Origin of the sequence: Bradyrhizobium sp. HKCCYLR20261 (genome assembly GCF_051168435.1) — a bacterium.
Lineage (GTDB): Bacteria > Pseudomonadota > Alphaproteobacteria > Rhizobiales > Xanthobacteraceae > Bradyrhizobium.
Map to the genome: position 1 here is coordinate 253,181 of NZ_JBNPUZ010000008.1, position 19,835 is coordinate 273,015.

The window sequence follows — 19,835 nt, forward strand, 5'->3', positions numbered from 1 at the left end:
AAATTGGCGGCCGATCAGTCCGCCGAGGGACGCAAGCGGGCGGGAACCAGCCGGAAGTCGCGGCCATCCTTCAGCCACGCCGCGCGCTCGTCGCGCAGCAGCGTTCGCCGCACCTTCCCGGAATCGTCGCGCAGCATCACATCGACCAGCTCATAGCTTTCGGGATGCTTGTAGCGCGACAGCCGGTCCGCCAGGAACGCGCCCATGCCGTCGACGATCGCCTGCGCGTCCTTGGCGCGATCGATCTCGACGATCGCATGCACGCGCTGGCCGAGTTCGGGATCGGGCAGGCCGACGACGACGCAGGAGCGGATGTCGGGATGCGCCATCAGCGCCGCCTCGACCTCGGCCGGATAGATGTTGGCGCCGCCGCGCAGCACCATGTCGGCGAGCCGGTCGCCGAGATAGAGATAGCCGTCGGCATCGAGCCGGCCGATGTCGCCGAGCGATTCCCAGCCGTCGGCGCGCCGCTTTGGCTCGGCGCCGAGATAGTGATAGGTGCTGCCGGGACCATCCGCCGGAAGGAAGTAGATCTCGCCGCTCTCGCCGGGCGCGACGTCATGGCCGTCGGGGCCGAGGATGCGCAAGCCGCAGGTGTCGTCGATCTTGCCGACCGAGCCCTTGTGCTGCAGCCATTCGGTTCCGGAAATGATGGTGCGTCCCTGCCGCTCGGTGCCGCCATAGAGCTCGTAGACGCGCTCGGGGCCGAGCCACTCGATCCATTTCTCCTTCAGCCATGCCGGCATCGGCGCGGCCATGTGGAACACCATCTTCAGGCTCGACACATCGTAGCTGTTGCGCACCGCCTCCGGCAGCGCCCAGATCCGGTGCATCATGGTCGGGACGAAATTGACCCACTGAATGCGCTGCGCCTGGATCAGCCGCAGCGTTTCCTCGGCGTCGAACTTGACCATGCCGGTCAAGGTGCCGCCGGCGAACAGCGCGTAGTGCGATACGATGAAGGGGGCGTTGTGATACAGCGGCCCGGGATTGAGCAGCGACGCACCCTTCGGTATCCCGAGCGGAGGCTCGGCCGCGGTGTCGGTCACCGCGGGCTGATGATCGAGGATCACCTTGGGGCGCCCTGTCGAACCGCCCGATGTCATCGCCTTCCAATAGCGCGACACCGGCGCGGTCAGCGGCTCGTCTGAGAATCCCTGGGGTGTGAAATCGGCGGGCAGCGTATTCGGCGCATTCCAATCGGCCTCGCCGCCGACCACCAGCGACGGCTTGAGGATCTCCAGCACGGCCGCGGCTTCGCCGCGCGGCAATCGCCACGACAGCGAGGTCGGCGTGGCGCCGCATTTCCACACCGCAAAACTGGTCTCGAACAGCGCATTGCCGTTGGGCAGGCCGATCGCGACGAAGTCGCCGGGCTTGACGCCCTTGGCGGCGAAGGCGCGGGCGCGCGCATTGGCGCGGCGTTCGAGCTGCTCCCAGGTGAGGCGATCGGCTCCGTGCTGAACAGCGATGCTGTCTTTGGGTTTGCGCTCGGCGTACCAGCGCGGCACATCCGCCATCGGGATCAGCATCTCGTCCTCCGCACCATCGGCGCGTTGCTTGTGCGCCGTTCTTGGTCGGCAGCTCGCGCGGCCGACGTCAATGATGCGAGACGTTGTGCCTCATCTCGGAAGACGCGTCCATACGCGCACGCCGTAGGGTTTCGGATGGCAGTTCTGCGAAATGGCGCTTGTAGTCGAGCGAGAACTGGCTGAAGTGCCAGAAGCCGTGGCGCACGGCGACATCGTAAATTCCGTCACGTGGATCCCGCGACGATTTGAGGTCGCGCCGCACGCGATTGAGGCGCACCGCGCGCCAATAGGCCAGGGGACTGGTGCCGAGCACGTCCCGGAAGCAGTAGCTCAGCTTGCGGTGGCTGACGCCGACCGCCTTGCAGACATCCAGCAATGAAATGGATCGCTCCGATGAGGCGAGCATCAGGTCGCAGGCCCGATCGACGATGCGCTTGCGCGCGGCGCCGCTGCGGCTGTCATCGCAAGGCCGTGCGTCCGGCAACAGGTCGGTGATCGCCAGCAGCAGGCCGTCCTGCAACGTAGCGGCGGACGCTGCGTCCTGCGGCAGTTCCGTGTGCGCGCAAGGCGGTGTGTCGAGTATCGCCAGCGCGGCCCGGAAGCGAGCCAGCGTCGCGGCCGGCGCCGAGATCGCGCGCATCCGATGGCGCAGGCCACGCGGCAATTCGATCGCCAATTGGCTGGCGATCTCGTCGATGAGTTGGGCCGACAGGGTTACGCCGCGCAGAGCGAAGCCCCGCGGCGTGCAGATGTCGACCTCGGCATCGAAGGACACGATCAGTGCGTCATGCGTGATGCTGGCGCCGTTGACCTTCACCGGGCCTTCGCCGCCGCAGGGCACGGCCAGGCCGCAGCAGTCGCGGCCGAGTTCGCCATGCTGCCGCACCTGCTGGCTCGTCACCTCGTGGAAGACGTCGAGGCGCGGCATCGACAACTGCGTAAAGTTGCCACGGAAGGCGCCGGCGCTGATCTGGTCATAGCGCAGCCGCCAGCCGCCGAGCTTGGCGCAATGCTCGTCGACATCGGCGCTTGTCGTCTGCACGAAGCCAGGGCGCGCCACGCTGCTATGGGTCGGGTTCAAGCTCATGACATCACGGCGAAATTGAATGCGCAGTTGCAAGACGCGCGCCAGCGTGACCCGCCGGCCGGTCCGGCGTGCGATCTTGCCCGATTTCGATAACGCTGTCCTGCGTCTGATTGGCAGTCTCGCACGCCATGACCGGCCCTATCAGGAGATCGTCGTGCAGGACATCGCCGCAATCGCCATCAGCCATCCGCTCGATCCGCTGACGTCGCACGAGATCGCCGCGGCCTGCCGTCTGGTGCGTGCGAGCGCGGCATCCGCCGAGAATTGCCGCTTCCCCATCGTGCGGCTCGAGGAGCCAACCAAGGCGGAACTCGTGGCCGCCGACGGCGGGCAGGCGCTGCCGCGCAAGGCCTTCGTGGTCTCGCTCGACATCCAGAGCGGCGAGTCGATCGAGCATGTCGTTGATCTCGGCGCCGAGGCCGTCGTCGCGCGCAAGGTGGTGCCGAACCGCGAGGCACCCTACGGCCAGCCCCCGGTCATGCTGGAGGAGTTCTTCCGCTGCGAGGCCGCGGTGAAGGCCGATGCCGGCTGGCGCAGGGCGATGCATCGTCGCGGACTGACAGACAAGGACATCGAGCTGGTGCAGGTCGATCCGTTCTCGTCGGGCTTCTTCGACCTGTCGTTCGAGCGTGGCGCCCGCATCGTGCGCGCCGTGAGCTATTTCCGCGAGCATCCGCAGGACAACGGCTATGCGCATCCGATCGAAGGCGTGGTCGCCGTCGTCGACCTGATCGCCGGGAGGGTCCTCGATCTGACAGATGAAGACCCGGTCGTTCCGATCCCGCGCAAGAAGCGCAACTACGGCGCCCATGAGGTGACGGCGCCGCGCACCGACATCAAGCCGCTGAACATCGAGCAGCCGCAGGGGCCGAGCTTCACGGTCGATGGCTGGAAGGTCGAGTGGCAGAAATGGAGCTTCCGCGTCGGCTTCACGCCGCGCGAGGGTCTCGTGCTGCATCGGCTGTGCTATCAGGACGGCGAGCGCACGCGCCCTATCATTCATCGCGCCAGCGTCACTGAGATGGTCGTGCCTTACGCCGATCCGACCGCCAATCATTTCTGGAAGTCGGCGTTCGATGCCGGCGAATATGGTCTCGGCATGCTCGCCAACGCGCTGGAGCTCGGCTGCGACTGTCTCGGCAACATTCATTATTTCGACGTGCCCGCCGCCGACAGCAAGGGCGAGCCGTTCGTGATGCAGAACGCGATCTGCATGCATGAGGAGGACTACGGCATCCTCTGGAAGCACTACGAGTTCCGCAACGGCCTGTTCGAGGTGCGGCGCTCGCGCCGGCTCGTCATCAGCTTCTTCGCCACCGTCGGCAATTACGACTACGGCTTCTACTGGTACCTGTACCAGGACGGCACCATCCAGCTCGAATGCAAGCTGACCGGCATCATCCAGACCGCGGCGGTGGCGCCCGGCGCGACCTATCCCTGGGGCGGCATGGTCGACGACAATCTCGGCGGCCCGACGCACCAGCATTTCTTCAACGCGCGCCTGCACATGGACATCGACGGCGGCGGCAACACCGTCACCGAGCACGAATTCGTGCCGCGGCCGTGGGGCCGCGACAATCCGCATGGCAACGTGTTCGACACCACCAGCCGCGTGCTGGCGCGCGAGCGCGACGCGGCGCGCCTCGCCAATGGCGAGACCGGGCGCTACTGGAAGATCTCCAATCCCAACGAGAGTAATTCGGTCGGCGCGGCGCCCGGCTACAAGCTGGTGGTCAATCCGAGCCCGGTGATGCTGGCGCAGGAGGGCAGCTTCGTGCGCAGCCGCGGCGGCTTTGCCACCAAGCATGTCTGGGTCACGGCCTACGATCCGGCGGAGAAATACGCGAGCGGCGACTATCCGAACGTGCACGCCGGCGGCGACGGCCTGCCGCGCTACATCGCGCACAACCGCAATATCGAGAACACCGACATCGTCGTCTGGCATTCGTTCGGGCACACGCATGTGTGCAAGCCGGAGGACTTTCCGATCATGCCGGTGGAGTATGCGGGCTTCATGCTCAAGCCAGTCGGCTTCTTCGCCGCCAATGCCGGGTTCGACATCCCCGCGGAGCGGAATGCGAAGAGTGTGCTGAGTGCAGAGGGGGCGGCAGGCACGGATGGCGGCAGTTGCTGTCACTGAGCAGTGCTGTCGGTGACAAAGCTGCTGACACGCGGCGGAGCAGAGGTGCATATCGGTTGTCTCCCGGCATCCGCACCGCTCTGTCCACTCCCCTCCCCCTTGCGGGGAGGGGTCGGGGGTGGGGGTCCCCGCGGGTGGTCTCACCTCCGGATTCCCTTAGGGTCGACGTCCAAACGAAGCTCATCGCCCGGGGACCCCCACCCCCAACCCCTCCCCGCAAGGGGGAGGGGAGCGCACCGCCTTCGTCGCGTGATGGTGGGCTTCAGTGAAATCGCATCATGCTTCTAGAACCTTTTCCGTGCGCGATCATTGACGCGAGGCGGAGGCTGACTGATGGGAGGTCCCATGCACGCCCAACAAATGATCGAAACCCATCCGCATGTCCGCGGGCAGGTCGATGACGCGCTGATCCGCTGCATCGAGGAGTGCTATTCCTGCGCCCAGATCTGCACATCCTGCGCGGATGCATGTCTTGGCGAGGAGAGCGTCGCCGAACTGACCCAGTGCATCCGGCTCAACCTCGATTGCGCCGATGTCTGCAACATCACGGGCCGCCTCGCCACGCGGCGCACCGGCTCGGACCAGGAGATGATCCGCCGCATGCTCGATGCCTGTGCCGCCGCGTGCCGGCTATGCGCGGAGGAATGCGAGCAGCACGCCGGCACGCATGCGCATTGCCGGATCTGCGCCGAATCCTGCCGCCGCTGCATGAGCGCCTGCGAGGACGCTGGCCGCAACATGGCGCATTGAGGCGCCGCGCAGTGTGTAAAAAGAAGTGTGTCAAAAGATAAGGCCGGGCACGAGGCCCGGCCTGTCCGACCATGGCAACCGGATTGCTCCGGCCCTGAGAACGCCATTACAGACGGCAAGTATCAGCCACCGTTCAGCTTGGTCGTGAGCGTCGTGAAGATGCCTTCGAGCGTGAGCCCGAGCTTGTTGAGAATGGTAATGATGGCGAGGGCGATGCCGGCGGCAATGAGGCCGTATTCGATGGCAGTCGCGCCCGATTCATCTTCATAAAATTTGAGTAGCAATGTCGTCATCGATCCCCTTCGCCTTCAGGCGAAGTCCCTCATGGAGCAGTGACCGCGAAACTACGGGATGGAACCTAAGGTAGTGTGAATGGCTTGTCGCCAAGTTTCCTCACTCGGATCGAAATGGCAGAAATTCCAGTTGTAGCCGGTGTCGTTGCACGCAGCGGCCTCAGGCCGGCACGCCGGCCGCGCGCAGAGAGTCCGCGTAGGTTGTGGCCATGCGGCCGACGGGGAAGGGAATTCGCGCCAGGAATCCGGAGACCGTGAGCTGTGGTTCGAGCGTCAGCAACTGACGCGCGGCCTCCGTCGCGCGAGCGAGATCGCCGGCGCCGACGCGCGCGACGATCAGGACGCGCAGCGCAACGGCGAAGCGGCGGTTCTGGGCGAGCGCACGTTCGGCCCAGTGGATCGCGCTGGCGAAATCCTCGTCGGCGACGGCGCACACGGCCATGGCGCCGGCGGCGAGCCAGCTGCGCGGATCGCGCGGATTGAGGCGCTGCGCCCGTTCGATCTGCGCCCGGCCTTCGGCGGCATGTCCGGCCATGGCTTCGATCCAGCCGCTCAGCGTCAGCGCCACGGCGGAGTTCGGATTGATGTCGAGCGATCGCTTGAACATGTCGCGCGCGGGCGCGATGTCGTCGGCCATGTTCCAGATCGCGAACGCCGCCATCCACAGCACCTGGGCATCGTTCGGCGCGCGTTCGCTGGCCTGCCAGGCGCGCGCGACGGCGGCTTCGCAATAGTTCTCGTCGGCTTCGCTCCAGCCTTGAAAGTGGCGCAGCGCCTGGCAATAGGCCGACGCGGCCATCGCCGGCGCGTAGGCGGGATCGATGGCCAGCGCCTCGTCGAGACACGCGATCGCTGCGGCGAGGCTGTCGGGCGTGAACGCGTCGCGCAGGCTCGCGGCGCGCAGCAGCAGATCATAGGCCGCGGGATGCGGCGAGGGCATGGTCCGGCGCCGCTCGCCTTCCGCCTGTTCGAGCGTCGGCTCGATCGCGGCGACGATGCTGCCGGTGATGCGATCCTGCAGCGCGAAGACATCGTCCAGCTGGCCGTCGAACCGCTCGGCCCACAGATGCGCGCCGGACCTGGCATCGATCAGCTGCCCGTTGATGCGCAGCTGCGCGCCTGCGCGACGCACGCTGCCTTCGAGCACGTAGCCGACGCCGAGCTCGCGTCCGACCTCGCGCAGGTCGACGGCCCGCCCCTTGTAGGTGAAGGAGGAGTTGCGCGCGATCACCACGAGGCCGCTGCAACGCGACAGCGCGGTGATGATGTCCTCGGCGATCCCGTCGGCGAAATAGTCCTGGTCCGGATCGCCGCTCATATTGGTGAACGGCAGCACCGCGATCGCGGGGCCATCGAACGCGCTCGCGGCAGCCGGCATGCTGGGTGTCGGTTCACGGACCTCGCCCGTGAAGCGGATGCCCTTGCGCGGGATGGTGCGGATCAGGCGCTGGGTCTCGCCGCTGTCGCCGATCGCGCTGCGCGCCGCGCTGATGCGGCTCGCCAGCGTCGCCTCGGAGACGATGCGCCCGCCCCACACTTCGGCGAGGATCTCGTCGCGGCTGACGACCCGTTCGCGCGTCCTGATCAGGAAGGCGAGCAGGTCGAACACCTGCGGTTCCAGCGCGACCAGCACGTCGCCACGGCGCAGCTCGCGGCGGCCGGGATCCAGCACGAAGTCGTCGAAGCAAAACACCACATGCGCCGCCATGTCTGGTCCCGCGGAAACGGCTCACCTTCGGACCTCGGGAGCCGCAGAATCAAGCTGCTCTCCAGGAAAAATCAATGCCGTCTCCAAGCGCATCCGGACAGCAGGGGGCACAAGGGATGACAGACCCCAATCCGGAGACCCGTCATGCCCTTCGTCCCTCACGACCGTCGCCGGTTCCTCACGCTTGCGGGAACCGCCATCGCCGCGCTTCAGCTCGGTTCCGGCGCCGTCCGCGCGCAGGGCTTCAAGAGCGGGGCGAAGCTGCCTGAGATCCGTCCGGGAACCTCAACCACGCTGGGCCCGATCAAGCAGGTCACGGCCGGTGAACTCAGTATCGGCTATGCCGAGATCGGTCCTGGCGATGGATCCGTGGTGATCCTGCTGCACGGCTGGCCCTATGACATGCACAGCTTCGCGGACGTCGCGCCGGCTCTGGCCGCGGCCGGCCATCGCGTGATCATTCCGCATCTGCGCGGCTACGGCACGACGCGGCTGCTGTCGCCGACGGCCTTGCGCAGCGGCCAGCCGGTCGCGGTGGCCGCCGACATCGTCGCGCTGATGGATGCGCTCGGGATCAAGGCGGCGACGCTCGCCGGCTATGATTGGGGCGCGCGCACCGCCAACATCATCGCCGCGCTGTGGCCGGAGCGCTGCAAGGCGATGGTCTCCGTCAGCGGCTATCTGATCGGCAGCCAGCAGGCCGGACGCATGCCGTTGCCGCCAGCCGCCGAGCTGCAATGGTGGTATCAGTTCTACTTCGCGACCGAGCGCGGCCGCGAGGGCTACGACAAGAACCGGCGCGACTTCGCCAGATTGATCTGGCGGACGGCGTCGCCGCAATGGGCGTTCGACGATGCGACCTTCGCGCGCAGCGCGGCAGCCTTCGACAATCCCGATCACGTCGACATCGTCGTGCACAATTATCGCTGGCGGCTCGGTCTTGTCGCGGGCGAGGCGAAGTATGATGCGCTCGAAGCGAAGCTCGCGACGTTTCCCGCGATCAACGTGCCCACGATCACGATGGAAGGCGACGCCAATGGCGCGCTACATCCCGCGCCGGAAACCTATGCCAAGAAATTCACCGGCCGCTATGAGCACCGCCTGATCACCGGCGGCATCGGCCACAATCTGCCGCAGGAGGCGCCGCGGGCCTTTGCGCAGGCGGTGATCGACGTGACGGCCGGCGTCTAGCGGTCTCCGGCGGGAGGCGGCTGCGAACCTCGGTAACGCAGCCACGCCTTCCGCCGCACGATCCATCGCTCGGTTCGCGTCTCGCCATTGTGGTGCGGGAGTGCGATATGACCGATGAACTCCGCGCCGGTCTTCTGCTTGACGCGGCGCGAGGCGGCGTTGCTCGCGACATTGCAGACATAGAAATGATCGAGCCCGAGCGGGCCGAAGGCGAAGTCGTTCACGGCGGCGATCGCCTCGCTCATCAGTCCCTGATGCCAATAGGGCTCTGCGAGCCAGAAGCCGCGGTGGCCCTTGCGTGACTCGACGCGTGGCCGGAAGTGGATGTTGCCGATCGCCGTGCCATCGCCGTCCCGCAGCACCAGCACCCATTGATAGATCTCCTCGCCGGCCGCGATCTTGTCGAGTTGCAGCTTCACGAAGGTCGCGGCGCCATCGTCCGGATAGGGCCAGGGCACGACGGCGGCGAGGGTGCGGATGATGTTCCAGTTGTTGAAGTGGCGCTGGATCGCGGGCGCGTCTGCGACCGCCAGCGGGCGCAGCAAAAGGCGGGCGGTATGCAACGTGGGCGTGAGCATGCGACATCCTGTCGTTAACCAATACGGACGGCTAGCCCTTGCCGCGACCGCCCATCAAAAAGCTATCCATTTGATTCATAATGTGTTTCAGCCGAATTAAGGTTACGGGGAACTTTCGTTCCCGTGATGGAACCCGACGCTTCCACAACGCTGCATTGCGGTGCATTAATCGAACACACGCAATTGCAAGGATGCAGCGTGTGTACAACCGCCGGAGGTATCATAGGCGGGGCGGGCTCAGGGTTGCGCCCATGAGGTGTTGGAAATGAAACGCGGGACGGCGGGACATCAGTCGCGTAGGTCGCAGGCGCAGCGCGCGTTCGATCCATGCATGTGGCGTACGCGGCAACTCAGCCGGCCGATTCCCTTCTACGGCTCGGAGCTGTTTCAACTCGGCTGTCCGCCGCTGGCCTCCTTCATCGCCGCCTTCCTCGGCTGCCTCATGACCTTGCACATGAGTGCATCCGGCGTGTCGCCGTCGATCGCCTCGTCCACCGCCACGCTGCTGTTGAGCGCGTCGTTGATCCTGACGCGGACGGCGACGCTGGTGCCCGGCACGTTCTTCTCCTCGGCCTATGGCGGGAGCTTCATCGGCATGACACCGGTGGCACTGCTCAACGCCAGCGTCATCCGCGCCGGGCTGCCACTCGACGCTGCCTTCGTGTTGTTGTCACTATTCGGCGGATTGGTGTTCAGCCTCGGCTGTGCGCTCGACATGTGGGTGCAGGGCGGACTGGCGCGCGGCTATGGCGGACGATTGGGCGCGCTCGCAGCGGTCGCATCGTTCCTGTTCGTCGGCCTGGCGCCGCTGGCTGGGCCGGGCGGCGAGCTGTTTCCGATCTCGCGCAGGGGCGTGCTGGAGTTCGGTCTCCTCGATGCCGCCATCACGCTGGCGCTGTGCAGCGCCGGCATGCTGGCGACGATGGGCGCATTGCGCTGGGCGCCGGTCGCCGGCTCGGGCCGCGCTGTGCGCATCTTCGTCGCCGCGACCTTGGCGTTCGCAGGTCTCGTGATCCTGCATCTGCTCGGCCGCGATCCCGCTGACCTCGAGGCCTTCTATGCCGGGTGCTTTCTCGGTATGTCGACGCAGCGGCGCCTGCGCAGCCTCGCCCAGGCCGCGGCCGCGGCGATGCTGCTGACGGGGCTGCTGATCCTGACCTTCCCGATCCTTCCGGCGGTGGGCGGCAGCCTCGGCTATGTCGCCTTCGTCTCGGTCGTTTTCGTCGATGCATCGGTCCGGCTGTTCGTCGAGGCCGGGGAATCGCCGCGGCAGACGATGGTGGCCTTCGGGCGAGGGCTGCTCGCCGCAGCCGCGATTCTTGCCGTGCTGCTGTCGAGTGAAATGCTGTGGCAACGGCCGCTGCTGCCGGCCGGTCCAATCGTCCGAGCGGATAGCGCCGTCGAACCGCAGGTCCGGCCCGTCACCCCGCCGGTGGACATCAGCGGCGAGACCTCGTCGCCCCGCCGACCGTTTGCGCCGCCCGCGATTCCGCCCGATCTGCCGACGCAGATCCTGCGCCCCGAGGCCGGTGCGCCGCTCGCCGCAGAAGACTCGCGCGAGCCCGCGAGCACGATCACCGAAGAGCCGTCCCGGCGAATCCGCCCTGGCCCGGTCGTTGCCACGCCGGCGGCGCCGGTAAGGCGTCCGCAGATCCGCGCCGTTCCGCCGGCGATTGCGCGGACCCGCATCATGGCCCGGCACGAGGTGCAGCCCGCTCCGGAATGGCAACCCGATCCGTCGACCTTGGCAGGTCCGTGACAATGGACCCCGAGGAGATGGAGCGGTCGTCCGAGCCCGGCGCTTCCGGCAAGCCCCGTCCTTCACTCCACGCCGCACCGCTCGCGTCCTTCGCCGGGGCCTTCCTCGGCTGTCTCGCGACGCTGCACCTGAGCACGCTCGGCCTGACCCCTGCGATTGCATCGGCGGTTGCCACGCTGCTGCTCTGCGCCAGCATCGTTGCGGCGCCGACCCGAAGTCTGCTGCCGGCGACATTCTCCTCCTCGGTCTTCGGCGGCAGCTTCAGCGGGATGACTCCGGTCGCGCTGTTGAGCGAAAGCGTCGCCCGTGCCGGCTTGCCGGTCGAGAGCTCCTTCGTCCTGCTGTCGCTGTTCTGCGGTCTCGTCTTCGGCTGCGTCTGCGCCGGCGAGGTGCGGCTGCGCGTCGTGCTGCTCAAGGGCTATGGCGGCCGCTTCGGCGCGCTTGCCGCGCTCGGCTCGTGCGCTTTCCTCACGCTCATTCCGATGCTCGGCCCCGCGCGGACGCCGCTGCGCATCGCGGGGCTGCCGGGCTACCACGAGGGCCCCGGCCACGCGCTGCTGATGCTGGCGGCTTGCAGCGTCGGGATGTTCGCGACCCTGTTCGCGCTGAAATGGCCGCGCGTGACCGATGCGGGACGTGCGTCGCGGGTGTTCGTCTCGGCTGCCGTGGCCTGCGCGGGACTCGTCATCCTGCAGCGGCTCACCGGGGCCGATGCCTGTTTCTCCGACGCGTACTACGCCGGGTGTTTCGTCGGCATGTCGTCGCCGCAGCGCTTGCGCGGGACGATGCAGCCGCTGCTGGCGGCCGTTACGCTGACGATGCTGCTGCTGCTGGCGGCGCCGGTCCTGCCGAGCGTCGGCGGCAGCCTCGGTTTGGCGGCCTTCGTGGCGGTCGCAAGCGTCGACGCCGGGCGTCGCGTCATCGACGCCGCCACGCGGTCGCTGAGCCGCCCTGCGCTGATCGGGATCGGCAGGTCTCTTGCCACAGCGGTCGCGATTGCCGCGGTGCTGCTGCCGAATGATCTGCTCCTATGGCAGCACCGCGCGGACCCGCAATCGATTCTGCTGCCGCCGGCCGACGAGGACGAGCTGTCAGGCATTGCGATGGAGGCTGAGGTCCCGGTCGATGAGCCCTTGTCCTTTGCGGAGCCGGCGCCCGAACCGCCGTTCCTGACCCTTCCGCCATCGCTGCCCAACGAGCCGCGTGAGCGTCACGCGGCGCCTCAACCGGTGCGTCAGGCCGATCCCCGTCCGTTGGACACGAGCCGCCGCAAACAGCGCGAGCGCACCAAGGCTGCCACGGCGCCGCGCCACCCCGCTGCTGCCGCGCGCAGTCAGTCGCGCGTGTCCCCGCCTGCGCCGCGGCCGCCGCGACGGATTCCGCAGGATGCGTCACCGCGGCGACGCTGAGCACGCTCAACAAGGTGCCATCGGGCGGGCGTGGTGCCGCTGCGGCCGCGCAACATGGCACGGCAGGACGCGTAACCCGTGCCGAGAGGACGCCCGATCCGGTCCACATCAGCGGGGCCGTGACGGCGGACCGTCAGCCTTTTTACGGCGATAACCTGCCATCGCCACAGGTTTGCGCGTGTTTCGCCATGTTTCGACATCATCGTGCACAACGCGGTGCTTAGCGGGTCTCGTCTGGCGGTGGGGGCCGCGGGGGGACCCGGCCGATCCACAGGGGGGTGGTTCGCCAATGCAGCAGGCCTCTGATTGCACGGCATGGCGACCAGGCCTGCCGGTCGTGTACGAGCCGCGTCCTCGGCCGCGGCGTTTCGATCTCCCGGTCGCACTTCTGGTCTCGTTCGTGGGCGCCGGTCTCGGCTGCCTCGCGACCTTGCAGCTGAGCGCGTTGGGCCTGTCACCCGCGCTGGCCTCGGCGGCGGTGACGGTCGTGCTGTGCGCAGGTCTGGTCATTGCGTCCCCGGACAATCTGGCGGCGACCGCCTTTTCGTCTTCGGTCTACGGCGGCAGCTTCAGCGGCATGACGCCGATCGGACAGCTCAGCGACAGTGTCGCGCGCACGGGACTGCCTCACGAGGCGTCGCTCTATCTGCTGTCGATCTTCTGCGGCCTGCTGTTCTGCCTTCTGACGGCTGTCGAGGTGCAGCGGCGCATCGTGCTGTTGCAGGGCTATGGCGGTCGACTGGGCGTGCTGGCAGCGATCGGATCGCTGCTGTTCGTCACGCTCGGGCCATGGCTCGCCGGACATGGCGAATCCCTGCGTCTTGCGCATCTCAATCAGTTCGACCAGGAGTTCGTCGGCGCGCTCGCCATTCTTGCGGCCTGTGTCGCCGGGACGTTCCTGACCATCTTCGTCCAGCGGCTTCCGCAGGTGGCAAGAGCGGGGCGGGCCGACCGCACCTTCGCCTCGGCCACCCTGGCGTTCGCCGGAATGGCGATCATGCAGGCGCTCTGGCCCGACCAGCGCTGTCTCGTCGATGCCTACTATGCCGGGTGCTTTCTCGGCATGTCGTCACCGCAGCGACTGTCCGGACCGCTGCAGCCGATGGTGGCCGCGCTGACCCTCACATTGGTGCTGGTTCAGGCCTCGACGGTTCTGCCGATGGTCGGCGGCAGCCTCGGTCTTGCGGCGTTCATTGCGGCGGCCGGTGTCGACCTGGTCTGGCGCGCCGCTGCCACGCTGCCGGCTCCGATACGATCCATGAAGGTCGGGCTTGGCCCGAGCATGGCCGCCGCCTTGACGGTCGCGGGGTGTCTGGTGCCGGGCCAGATGTTTCACAAGCTGGTCGACGAGACGACCGGCGTCCTGAGCGAGGCCACTCCGGTCTTGGCTCCGGTTGTTGCCGCCCTGCCTGACGAGCAGGTCGTGGACGCGCCCCCGCCGGACGCCGCATCGCCTGCGCCGCTCGCTGCTGCGGCCGAACCTGCTCCGCTTCTCGCCATTGCTGCGCAGGCCGAGCCCGTCGCGCCTGACGTCACGTCGCGTGTGGAGGCGCCTGCCGACGCCGCCCTCATGCCGGTCCCGGCACCACGTGCCGAGCCGCCGCGGGCGCAGCGCGCGAGGCGGACCGGCTCGGGGTCTTCGCCTTCGGCCAATCCGGGGCCCTGGGGTATCATCCTGACCGCTGAGCCCGCGCGGACCGGCACGACCGGTGCGCGATCTGGTCGTGCCAGGACAGCGCCGGTCCGTGTCGTCGACACGGCGCCGGCCGTATCGCAGCCCGCAACGCGCTCGCAGAGCGCGTCGCGGAGGCCGGCGCGGTCGGCCGCGACCGCCTCCAGCGAATGAGCCGCGCGGTCAGCCGAACTTGCGCCGGGCGTCGAGCGCAAGTCCGATGCCGACGCTGCCGAGCAGGTCGGTCTCGGCGACGCGTGCTGCCGGAAACAGCGCGAGGATCGCCTCACGCAGCGCCGGCACCATGCTCGAACCGCCGGTGAGGAAGATCGTGTTGATCGCCGTGGCCTCTACCGCGGCATCATCCAGCAGCGTCGTGACGGTGCGGACAACGCGCGCGACGGAATCGGCGATGGCGCGGTCGAAATCGCGGCGCGTGAACTTGATGCGCGCCCACTCGTCCTTCTCCGACAGCACCGAGGTCAGCGACTTCGCCGCGGTGAGCGCGATCTTGGCCTGTTCGACGCCGATCGCCAGCGTATGGCCGCGATGCTCCTCGACCACCTTGATGAAGCGATCGACGAGATCGCGCCGCTCGGCCTCGTAGCGGATCTGGCGCAGCTCGTGAACGACGCCCTTCTTGTAGAGCTGGTTGATGCGGTGCCAGGTGGCGAGCTCGTGATAATAGGCGGTCGGCAGCTCGCGCTTGCCGTCGGCGGTCAGGCTGCCATAGCCGAGATGCGGCATGACGCTCTTCAAGCTCAGCAGCCGGTCGAAATCGGTGCCGCCGATGTGAATGCCGCCATTGGCAAGGATGTCGTCCTCGCGATGCGCCTTGGCGCGCCGCTCCGGCGAGACGCGCACGATCGAGAAGTCAGAGGTACCGCCGCCGATGTCGACGATCAGCACCAGCTCCTCGCGATTCACCTGCTGCTCGTAATCGAGCGCGGCCGCGATCGGCTCGTATTGGAAGGCAATGTGCTTGAAGCCCTGCTCGCGCGCGATCTGCTCGAGTGCGTTTTGCGCCTCGGCATCGGCCGCGTCGTCCTTGTCGACGAAGCGCACGGGGCGGCCGAGCACGACCTGGCTGATCTCGTGGCCCAGCCGCGTCTCGATCTGCGTCTTCAAATGCGCGAAGAAGAAGCCGAGAATGCCGGAGAACGGCACCGCCTTCTGCCGGATGTAGGTCTTCTCGTGGATCAGCGCGGTGCCGAGAATGCTCTTCAGCGCGCGCATGAAGCGGCCGTCATGGCCGGTCAGATAGCGCTCGATCGCCGCGCGCCCGAACTGCACGCCGTGATCCTCGAAATCGAAGAACATCGCGCTCGGCAACGTCCGCTGCTCGCCCTCCAGCGCGATGAGCTGTGCGCAGGCGGGATCGCTGAGGCCGACCGTGGTGTTCGAAGTGCCGAAGTCGATGCCGCAATGGGCCGCTGCCATGCTCGTCTCGTTTTCCGTCCGGGGAGGGCGGACCGCTTAGCCGTTTCGCGGTGCAATGTCATGTGCGAATGTGAGGCATGAGGGGATGGGAAATCCGCAGATGGTGCATGGCTTACCCGCGCAGCGACCTCCGACCGGCGTTCACCGCAATCGATGTGGGAATGGGCCGTACCGACGACGAATCCTGCCAATTAGTTACTCCGTCATGCCCGGGCTTGTCCCGTGCATCCACGTCGTCCTCAGGATGCCGAACGGCGTGGATGGCCGGGACAAGTGTTTAGCCCGGGGAGATAGCCGACACCTGTTCGGGGACATCACCGACACTTTTGCCATTCGTCAAGTTGATCGTCGCGACTTGATGGGCAGCGAAGAAGACTCCGTATTGGCCATCGACGGAGAGGGGCCTGATGGCCAGACGTTCGCCTCCAAAGGCTTGTGGGACCTTCCACAGACGGCCTTTGAAGTGGACATAGGACTTTGTGGTGGACACGGAACGAACAGTCTCGGTGCTGTCGTATTCTGGCGAAGGCAGGCGATCCGGCATCATTCGCGGGCTCGGCCGGTAGCGGCTCGCCGGTACCTGCTGATTGAGTGCCTCATGGGGGCGCTCGAAGTTGTAGACCTCCCGCCAGGCATCGAAGGCGTCTTGTGCTGCTGTCAGATTGCGGAAGCAGCGCAAGGCAAACACTTCTGCATTGAGCGTGCGATGGAAGCGTTCGTCCTTGCCCCGGCTCTGTGGATGGTAGGGACGGCTGCGGATCACCGAGACACCGAGCTTGAGCAGCCAGACAGAGAATCTCGTCCAATGTTCGCCGGACGAATCCGACCACGGCGAGCCGTTGTCGACGAAGACGGCGTCCGGCAAGCCATAATGACGGAACGTCGTCCGCAGCCTGTCGCGCACGGTCTCATCGCGTTGATCGGCGCAGGCCTGCAGGCACAGATCGAAGCGCGAGTAGTCGTCCAGCACGGTCAAGGGATGGCATTGCACGTTGTTGCCGACCCGAACCCAACCTTTGAAATCCATCTGCCACAGCAGGTTTGGAGCCGACATCTCGAAGCGCTCCGTGGCCGGCGGGCCACCTGGCGCGGGCACGATCCGACCGGTCCGGCGCAGGATTTCGTGAATGGTCGACAGCGCTGGCGAACTGTGACCGGCCCGTTCCAGACAGCTCGCGATCTTGCGTGCCCCCCACGCAGGATGAGCATCCCTGACGGCAAGGATGCGCTCCTCGAGCTCGGCAGCAGTGCGCGCCGGGCTCGTACGCGGCCGGCGCGATCGTTCGATCAGCTCCTGACTGGCCTGCTTACGCTGGATCCACTTGTAACCCGTGGAGGGATGAATGCCGAAGCGCCGGCACAGATCGCGCCGGTTGGCCCCTTCCTGCAGTGCAAGCCGCACGAACTCCCGCCTCTGTTCCATTACCGACACCTCGCGCCAGGGCATGGACTTGGCCTCCCAAACCGCCAAATCCTTGCATTATGACGTGTCGGCTATGTCTCCGAACACCTGTCGGTGATGTATCCGGGCTGAACAACAAGCCCGGCCATGACGACGTGGAGACACGCGGGCGCAAAAGTCGGAACGTCATGCGACCACCCCGCTCGCGAGCGGGGTGGTTTTCGCGGGGCGCGGGTCTAGCGGCGAGGAAAGTTTCATTCCCCCGCCGCACCTCGCTCACCCCGCCGGCCTGAACGCCGGGCCCTCGAAGCGCAGGCCGGGGGCGCCGCGTTCGACGCCATCATGCGCGGCCTGCACCAGGCGGGCCTCACCCGCCTCGGCGACGCGCGCGCGGCCGTCGAGCAGCGCGGCGAGGCGCGCGAGCGCCAGCGCCTTGTTGCGGTGCTGGGAGCGGCCGTCGCGGGCGATGGCGGCGAGGCCGCTCGGCAAATGGACGGCGCGCACCGCGCTCTCGGTCGTGTTCTGGTGCTGGCCGCCGGGACCGCCGGCGCGGAAGCTCTCGAACCTGACGTCGCCGGTCGCCAGCGCCGGGATCTGCGCGGGCAGCGGCAGGTCGACGACGCCGACGAACCAGTTCTTGCGCCCGTGATGCGGTCGCAGCGGACTGCGGCACACCCAGAGCAGCGAGCCCCGCGTCCAGCGTTGCGCGAGCGCGTCGGCGCTCGGCCCGTCCAGCACGGCGATCGCGCTGGCCGGTCCGTTCCGATCCGTGTCGCCTTGCGCGATGGCGTAGTCGCACGCCGCGGTCTCGGCTTCACTGGCGAGCCGCGCGAGCGCATGGGCGACCGCGATCCGGCATTCCGCCGGACCGCGTCCCGATGTGAGGAGCAGCCGTCTCATCGGCGGTCCTCCTTCGGCCGCCGCTCGGTGGCGATCTTCTTCACCGTCACCAGCGGCCGGAAGGAGGCGACGACGCGCGCGAGTCCGAACGCTTCGAGATCGGCGATCACGCCTGCGATCGGCTTGTAGGCCTCCGGCGCCTCCTCGGCGAGCAGCGCGCGGTCCTCGCAGATCACGCGGCCGCCGAACGGATTGCGCGCCAGCCGCTCGCGATCCGATTTGGTGGCACCGACCCGGCCGATCATCGACGACCGGTCGAACTTGCGTCCGGCGCCATGCGCGATCGACCACAGCGCCTCCTTCGGCGCCGTGGCGAGCGGCGCGACCAGATAGGACAGCGCGCCGCGCGAGCCCGGCACGACGACGAGGCCATGGTCGGACGGCGCTGCCCCCTTCCGGTGCAGCACGCCCTCGCGGCGATGGACCACGCAATTGTGCGAGCATTCGCAGACGGGATCGGCCTCGCAGCGCAACGCCGAGGCCGCACGCCGCGCGATGAGGCCGCGGTTGAGCCGGGCCCAGCGCAACGCGTGGTCATGCGCCGCGAGATAGGCCTGGCCATCCGCGCTGTCAGGCGCGAGCGGCTTCAAGCCATCAGTGACCTGCCGTTCGAGCAGCGCATGGCCAAGGCCGCGCGAGCCCGAATGCACCAGCAGAAAGGCGCGATCGCGATCGATGCCGCAGGTCGCATCGAACACCTGCTCGACCGCCTGCAACTCGCAGAAGTGATTGCCGCCGCCGATCGTACCGAGCGACGTGTCGAAGTCGGACGATGCCAGCCCATGCGAGGCCAACTCGCCTGCGATGTCGCCGACATAAGGCTTGGCGATGTCGCGCAGCCGGTCGGCCGCCTTGTCGATGCGGATGCGGCGCGAGGCGAGATCGAGCTGATACAAAGCCATGCCGCAGCCGGCGTCGGCGCCGACGAAGGCCGGATGGATGCGGTCGGCGAGGATGGCGCAGCCGACAGGGCCGAACTTGCCGGGATGCAGATCCGGCAGGCCGGCGACCGCGCGCACGCCGTCGATGTCAGCCACCGTTTCGAGCTGGCGCACGGCGGCGCCCTCGATCCAGGAGCTGGACGAGTAGAAGCCGTGGACCGGCGCACGGCCGTCCACGCGATGGGAATTGCCCATGTGGGTACCTTGGAGAGATCAGGAGATATGGCAGGGGACTAACAGCGCGCGCGAACGCACGCATGCCTGGCCACACCTCGCCTCACGCGAGGATCAGGCCCGGCGGCTCCTGGCGGAGCAACGGATGATCGCAGTCATCGCTCTCTCCTCGTTCGGCGGAGCGGAATGCTCGACGCCGGCCGCGTACTAATCACATCACGATCGCATTGGCAATGTGCGGAATTCAATCGCTGTCGCGCTGTGACGCCCAGGACACGGATGCCTCATTTGATCCGGGTCGCTCGCAATGACGTGGTGAGGTTGCGCGGCGACAACGGCGCATCCGCCCGCGGCCGGCAAGCCACGCGCATCCCGCGATCAGAACAGCGCCAGAAAATCGCCGACGAAATAGATGATCGCCATCACGATCAGAACGCCCATCAGCACGAAGGAGAGCTGCACGGCGATCGCGCAGCCGCCCAACGTCGTCGCCATCGCCGCGATGTGACGCTCCTCGCGACGGAGCTGGCCGATCACGCCGAGGATGATCGCGAGCAGGCCGAACGACACCGCGGCCAAGGGCAGTTGCTGGTGCAGCCGGTCGGTCCACGATCTCTCGCGCGCCGGCGCCTGGTCGTCGACGCCCTTGATGTGCGCCACCAGCCGGTCCTTGACGCGGTGTCCGACGTCGACGATGACCTTGTCGATGGGCGGCGGCGGATCGATCATCGGCAGCACCCAGTGCGGCAGGATCGCTGCAACGAGAGCGAGCAGTCCCACCAGGCTGCCGATCGAGCCGAGGCGGCGTGAACGCGCGATCGTCTCCGTCATTGACGTCCGTCTCCCAGGCCGTCACATG

16 protein-coding genes are annotated in these 19,835 nt (G+C 67.3%); 6 read left to right on the top strand and 10 right to left on the bottom strand.

Annotated elements, in window-relative coordinates; translation table 11 throughout:
• Window positions 1–14: 14 nt before the first annotated feature.
• The gene (locus ACQR1L_RS20960) at window positions 15–1,532 is read right to left on the bottom strand and encodes an AMP-binding protein (protein ID WP_434859813.1); all 1,518 of its coding nucleotides are present in this window, start codon (window positions 1,530–1,532) and stop codon (window positions 15–17) included.
• Between the two features lie 67 nt (window positions 1,533–1,599).
• Window positions 1,600–2,619 carry a helix-turn-helix domain-containing protein gene (locus ACQR1L_RS20965; RefSeq protein ID WP_434859814.1) on the bottom strand — a complete coding sequence of 340 codons (1,020 nt, stop codon included), beginning with the start codon at window positions 2,617–2,619 and terminating at the stop codon, window positions 1,600–1,602.
• A gap of 154 nt (window positions 2,620–2,773) precedes the next feature.
• Between ACQR1L_RS20965 and ACQR1L_RS20970 the strand changes: the two genes are divergently transcribed.
• The gene (locus ACQR1L_RS20970) at window positions 2,774–4,759 is read left to right on the top strand and encodes a primary-amine oxidase (RefSeq protein ID WP_434859893.1); all 1,986 of its coding nucleotides are present in this window, start codon (window positions 2,774–2,776) and stop codon (window positions 4,757–4,759) included.
• 345 nt (window positions 4,760–5,104) lie between these two features.
• Complete coding sequence (locus ACQR1L_RS20975; protein ID WP_434859815.1) at window positions 5,105–5,509, top strand: four-helix bundle copper-binding protein; 405 nt, start codon at window positions 5,105–5,107, stop codon at window positions 5,507–5,509.
• A gap of 122 nt (window positions 5,510–5,631) precedes the next feature.
• On the opposite strand, the gene ACQR1L_RS20980 is transcribed toward ACQR1L_RS20975, so the two are convergent.
• Together ACQR1L_RS20980 and ACQR1L_RS20985 are read right to left on the bottom strand one after the other, a co-directional pair.
• On the bottom strand, window positions 5,632–5,802 hold the full coding sequence (locus ACQR1L_RS20980) for a Flp family type IVb pilin (protein WP_434859816.1): 171 nt from the start codon (window positions 5,800–5,802) through the stop codon (window positions 5,632–5,634).
• Window positions 5,803–5,962: 160 nt separating this feature from the next.
• Window positions 5,963–7,510, bottom strand: a complete 1,548-nt coding sequence (locus ACQR1L_RS20985; RefSeq protein ID WP_434859817.1) for a winged helix-turn-helix domain-containing protein — start codon at window positions 7,508–7,510, stop codon at window positions 5,963–5,965.
• A 144-nt stretch (window positions 7,511–7,654) separates the two neighbouring features.
• Between ACQR1L_RS20985 and ACQR1L_RS20990 the strand changes: the two genes are divergently transcribed.
• Complete coding sequence (locus tag ACQR1L_RS20990) at window positions 7,655–8,701, top strand: alpha/beta fold hydrolase (RefSeq protein WP_434859818.1); 1,047 nt, start codon at window positions 7,655–7,657, stop codon at window positions 8,699–8,701.
• Here ACQR1L_RS20990 and ACQR1L_RS20995 read toward each other — a convergent pair.
• Window positions 8,698–9,279, bottom strand: a complete 582-nt coding sequence (locus ACQR1L_RS20995) for a GNAT family N-acetyltransferase (protein ID WP_434859819.1) — start codon at window positions 9,277–9,279, stop codon at window positions 8,698–8,700. The two genes, ACQR1L_RS20990 and ACQR1L_RS20995, sit on opposite strands and share 4 nt — an antisense overlap.
• 331 nt (window positions 9,280–9,610) lie before the next feature.
• Here ACQR1L_RS20995 and ACQR1L_RS21000 point away from each other — a divergent pair, with 331 nt between their 5' ends.
• The 3 genes from ACQR1L_RS21000 (at window position 9,611) to ACQR1L_RS21010 (ending at window position 14,293) form a co-directional block, all read left to right on the top strand.
• A complete protein-coding gene (locus ACQR1L_RS21000) occupies window positions 9,611–11,038 on the top strand; it encodes a hypothetical protein (protein WP_434859820.1) in 1,428 nt (475 codons plus the stop codon).
• 17 nt (window positions 11,039–11,055) lie between these two features.
• On the top strand, window positions 11,056–12,447 hold the full coding sequence (locus ACQR1L_RS21005; RefSeq protein ID WP_434859821.1) for a hypothetical protein: 1,392 nt from the start codon (window positions 11,056–11,058) through the stop codon (window positions 12,445–12,447).
• 289 nt (window positions 12,448–12,736) lie between these two features.
• Entirely contained in the window at window positions 12,737–14,293 is a 1,557-nt protein-coding gene (locus ACQR1L_RS21010) for a hypothetical protein (RefSeq protein ID WP_434859822.1), read from the top strand.
• A gap of 9 nt (window positions 14,294–14,302) precedes the next feature.
• Here the strand turns inward: ACQR1L_RS21010 and ACQR1L_RS21015 are convergent, their stop codons facing one another.
• The 5 genes from ACQR1L_RS21015 to ACQR1L_RS21035 form a co-directional block, all read right to left on the bottom strand.
• Window positions 14,303–15,559 carry an Hsp70 family protein gene (locus ACQR1L_RS21015; protein WP_434859823.1) on the bottom strand — a complete coding sequence of 419 codons (1,257 nt, stop codon included), beginning with the start codon at window positions 15,557–15,559 and terminating at the stop codon, window positions 14,303–14,305.
• 277 nt (window positions 15,560–15,836) lie between these two features.
• Window positions 15,837–17,006, bottom strand: a complete 1,170-nt coding sequence (locus ACQR1L_RS21020; protein WP_434859824.1) for an IS481 family transposase — start codon at window positions 17,004–17,006, stop codon at window positions 15,837–15,839.
• 231 nt (window positions 17,007–17,237) lie between these two features.
• The gene (prfH, locus tag ACQR1L_RS21025) at window positions 17,238–17,861 is read right to left on the bottom strand and encodes a peptide chain release factor H (RefSeq protein WP_434859825.1); all 624 of its coding nucleotides are present in this window, start codon (window positions 17,859–17,861) and stop codon (window positions 17,238–17,240) included.
• Window positions 17,858–18,997, bottom strand: coding sequence for an RNA ligase RtcB family protein (locus ACQR1L_RS21030; protein WP_434859826.1), 1,140 nt, complete (start codon window positions 18,995–18,997; stop codon window positions 17,858–17,860). The genes prfH and ACQR1L_RS21030 overlap by 4 nt, the downstream gene beginning before the upstream one ends.
• 357 nt (window positions 18,998–19,354) lie before the next feature.
• A complete protein-coding gene (locus ACQR1L_RS21035; RefSeq protein ID WP_434859827.1) occupies window positions 19,355–19,807 on the bottom strand; it encodes a hypothetical protein in 453 nt (150 codons plus the stop codon).
• Window positions 19,808–19,835 lie beyond the last annotated feature (28 nt).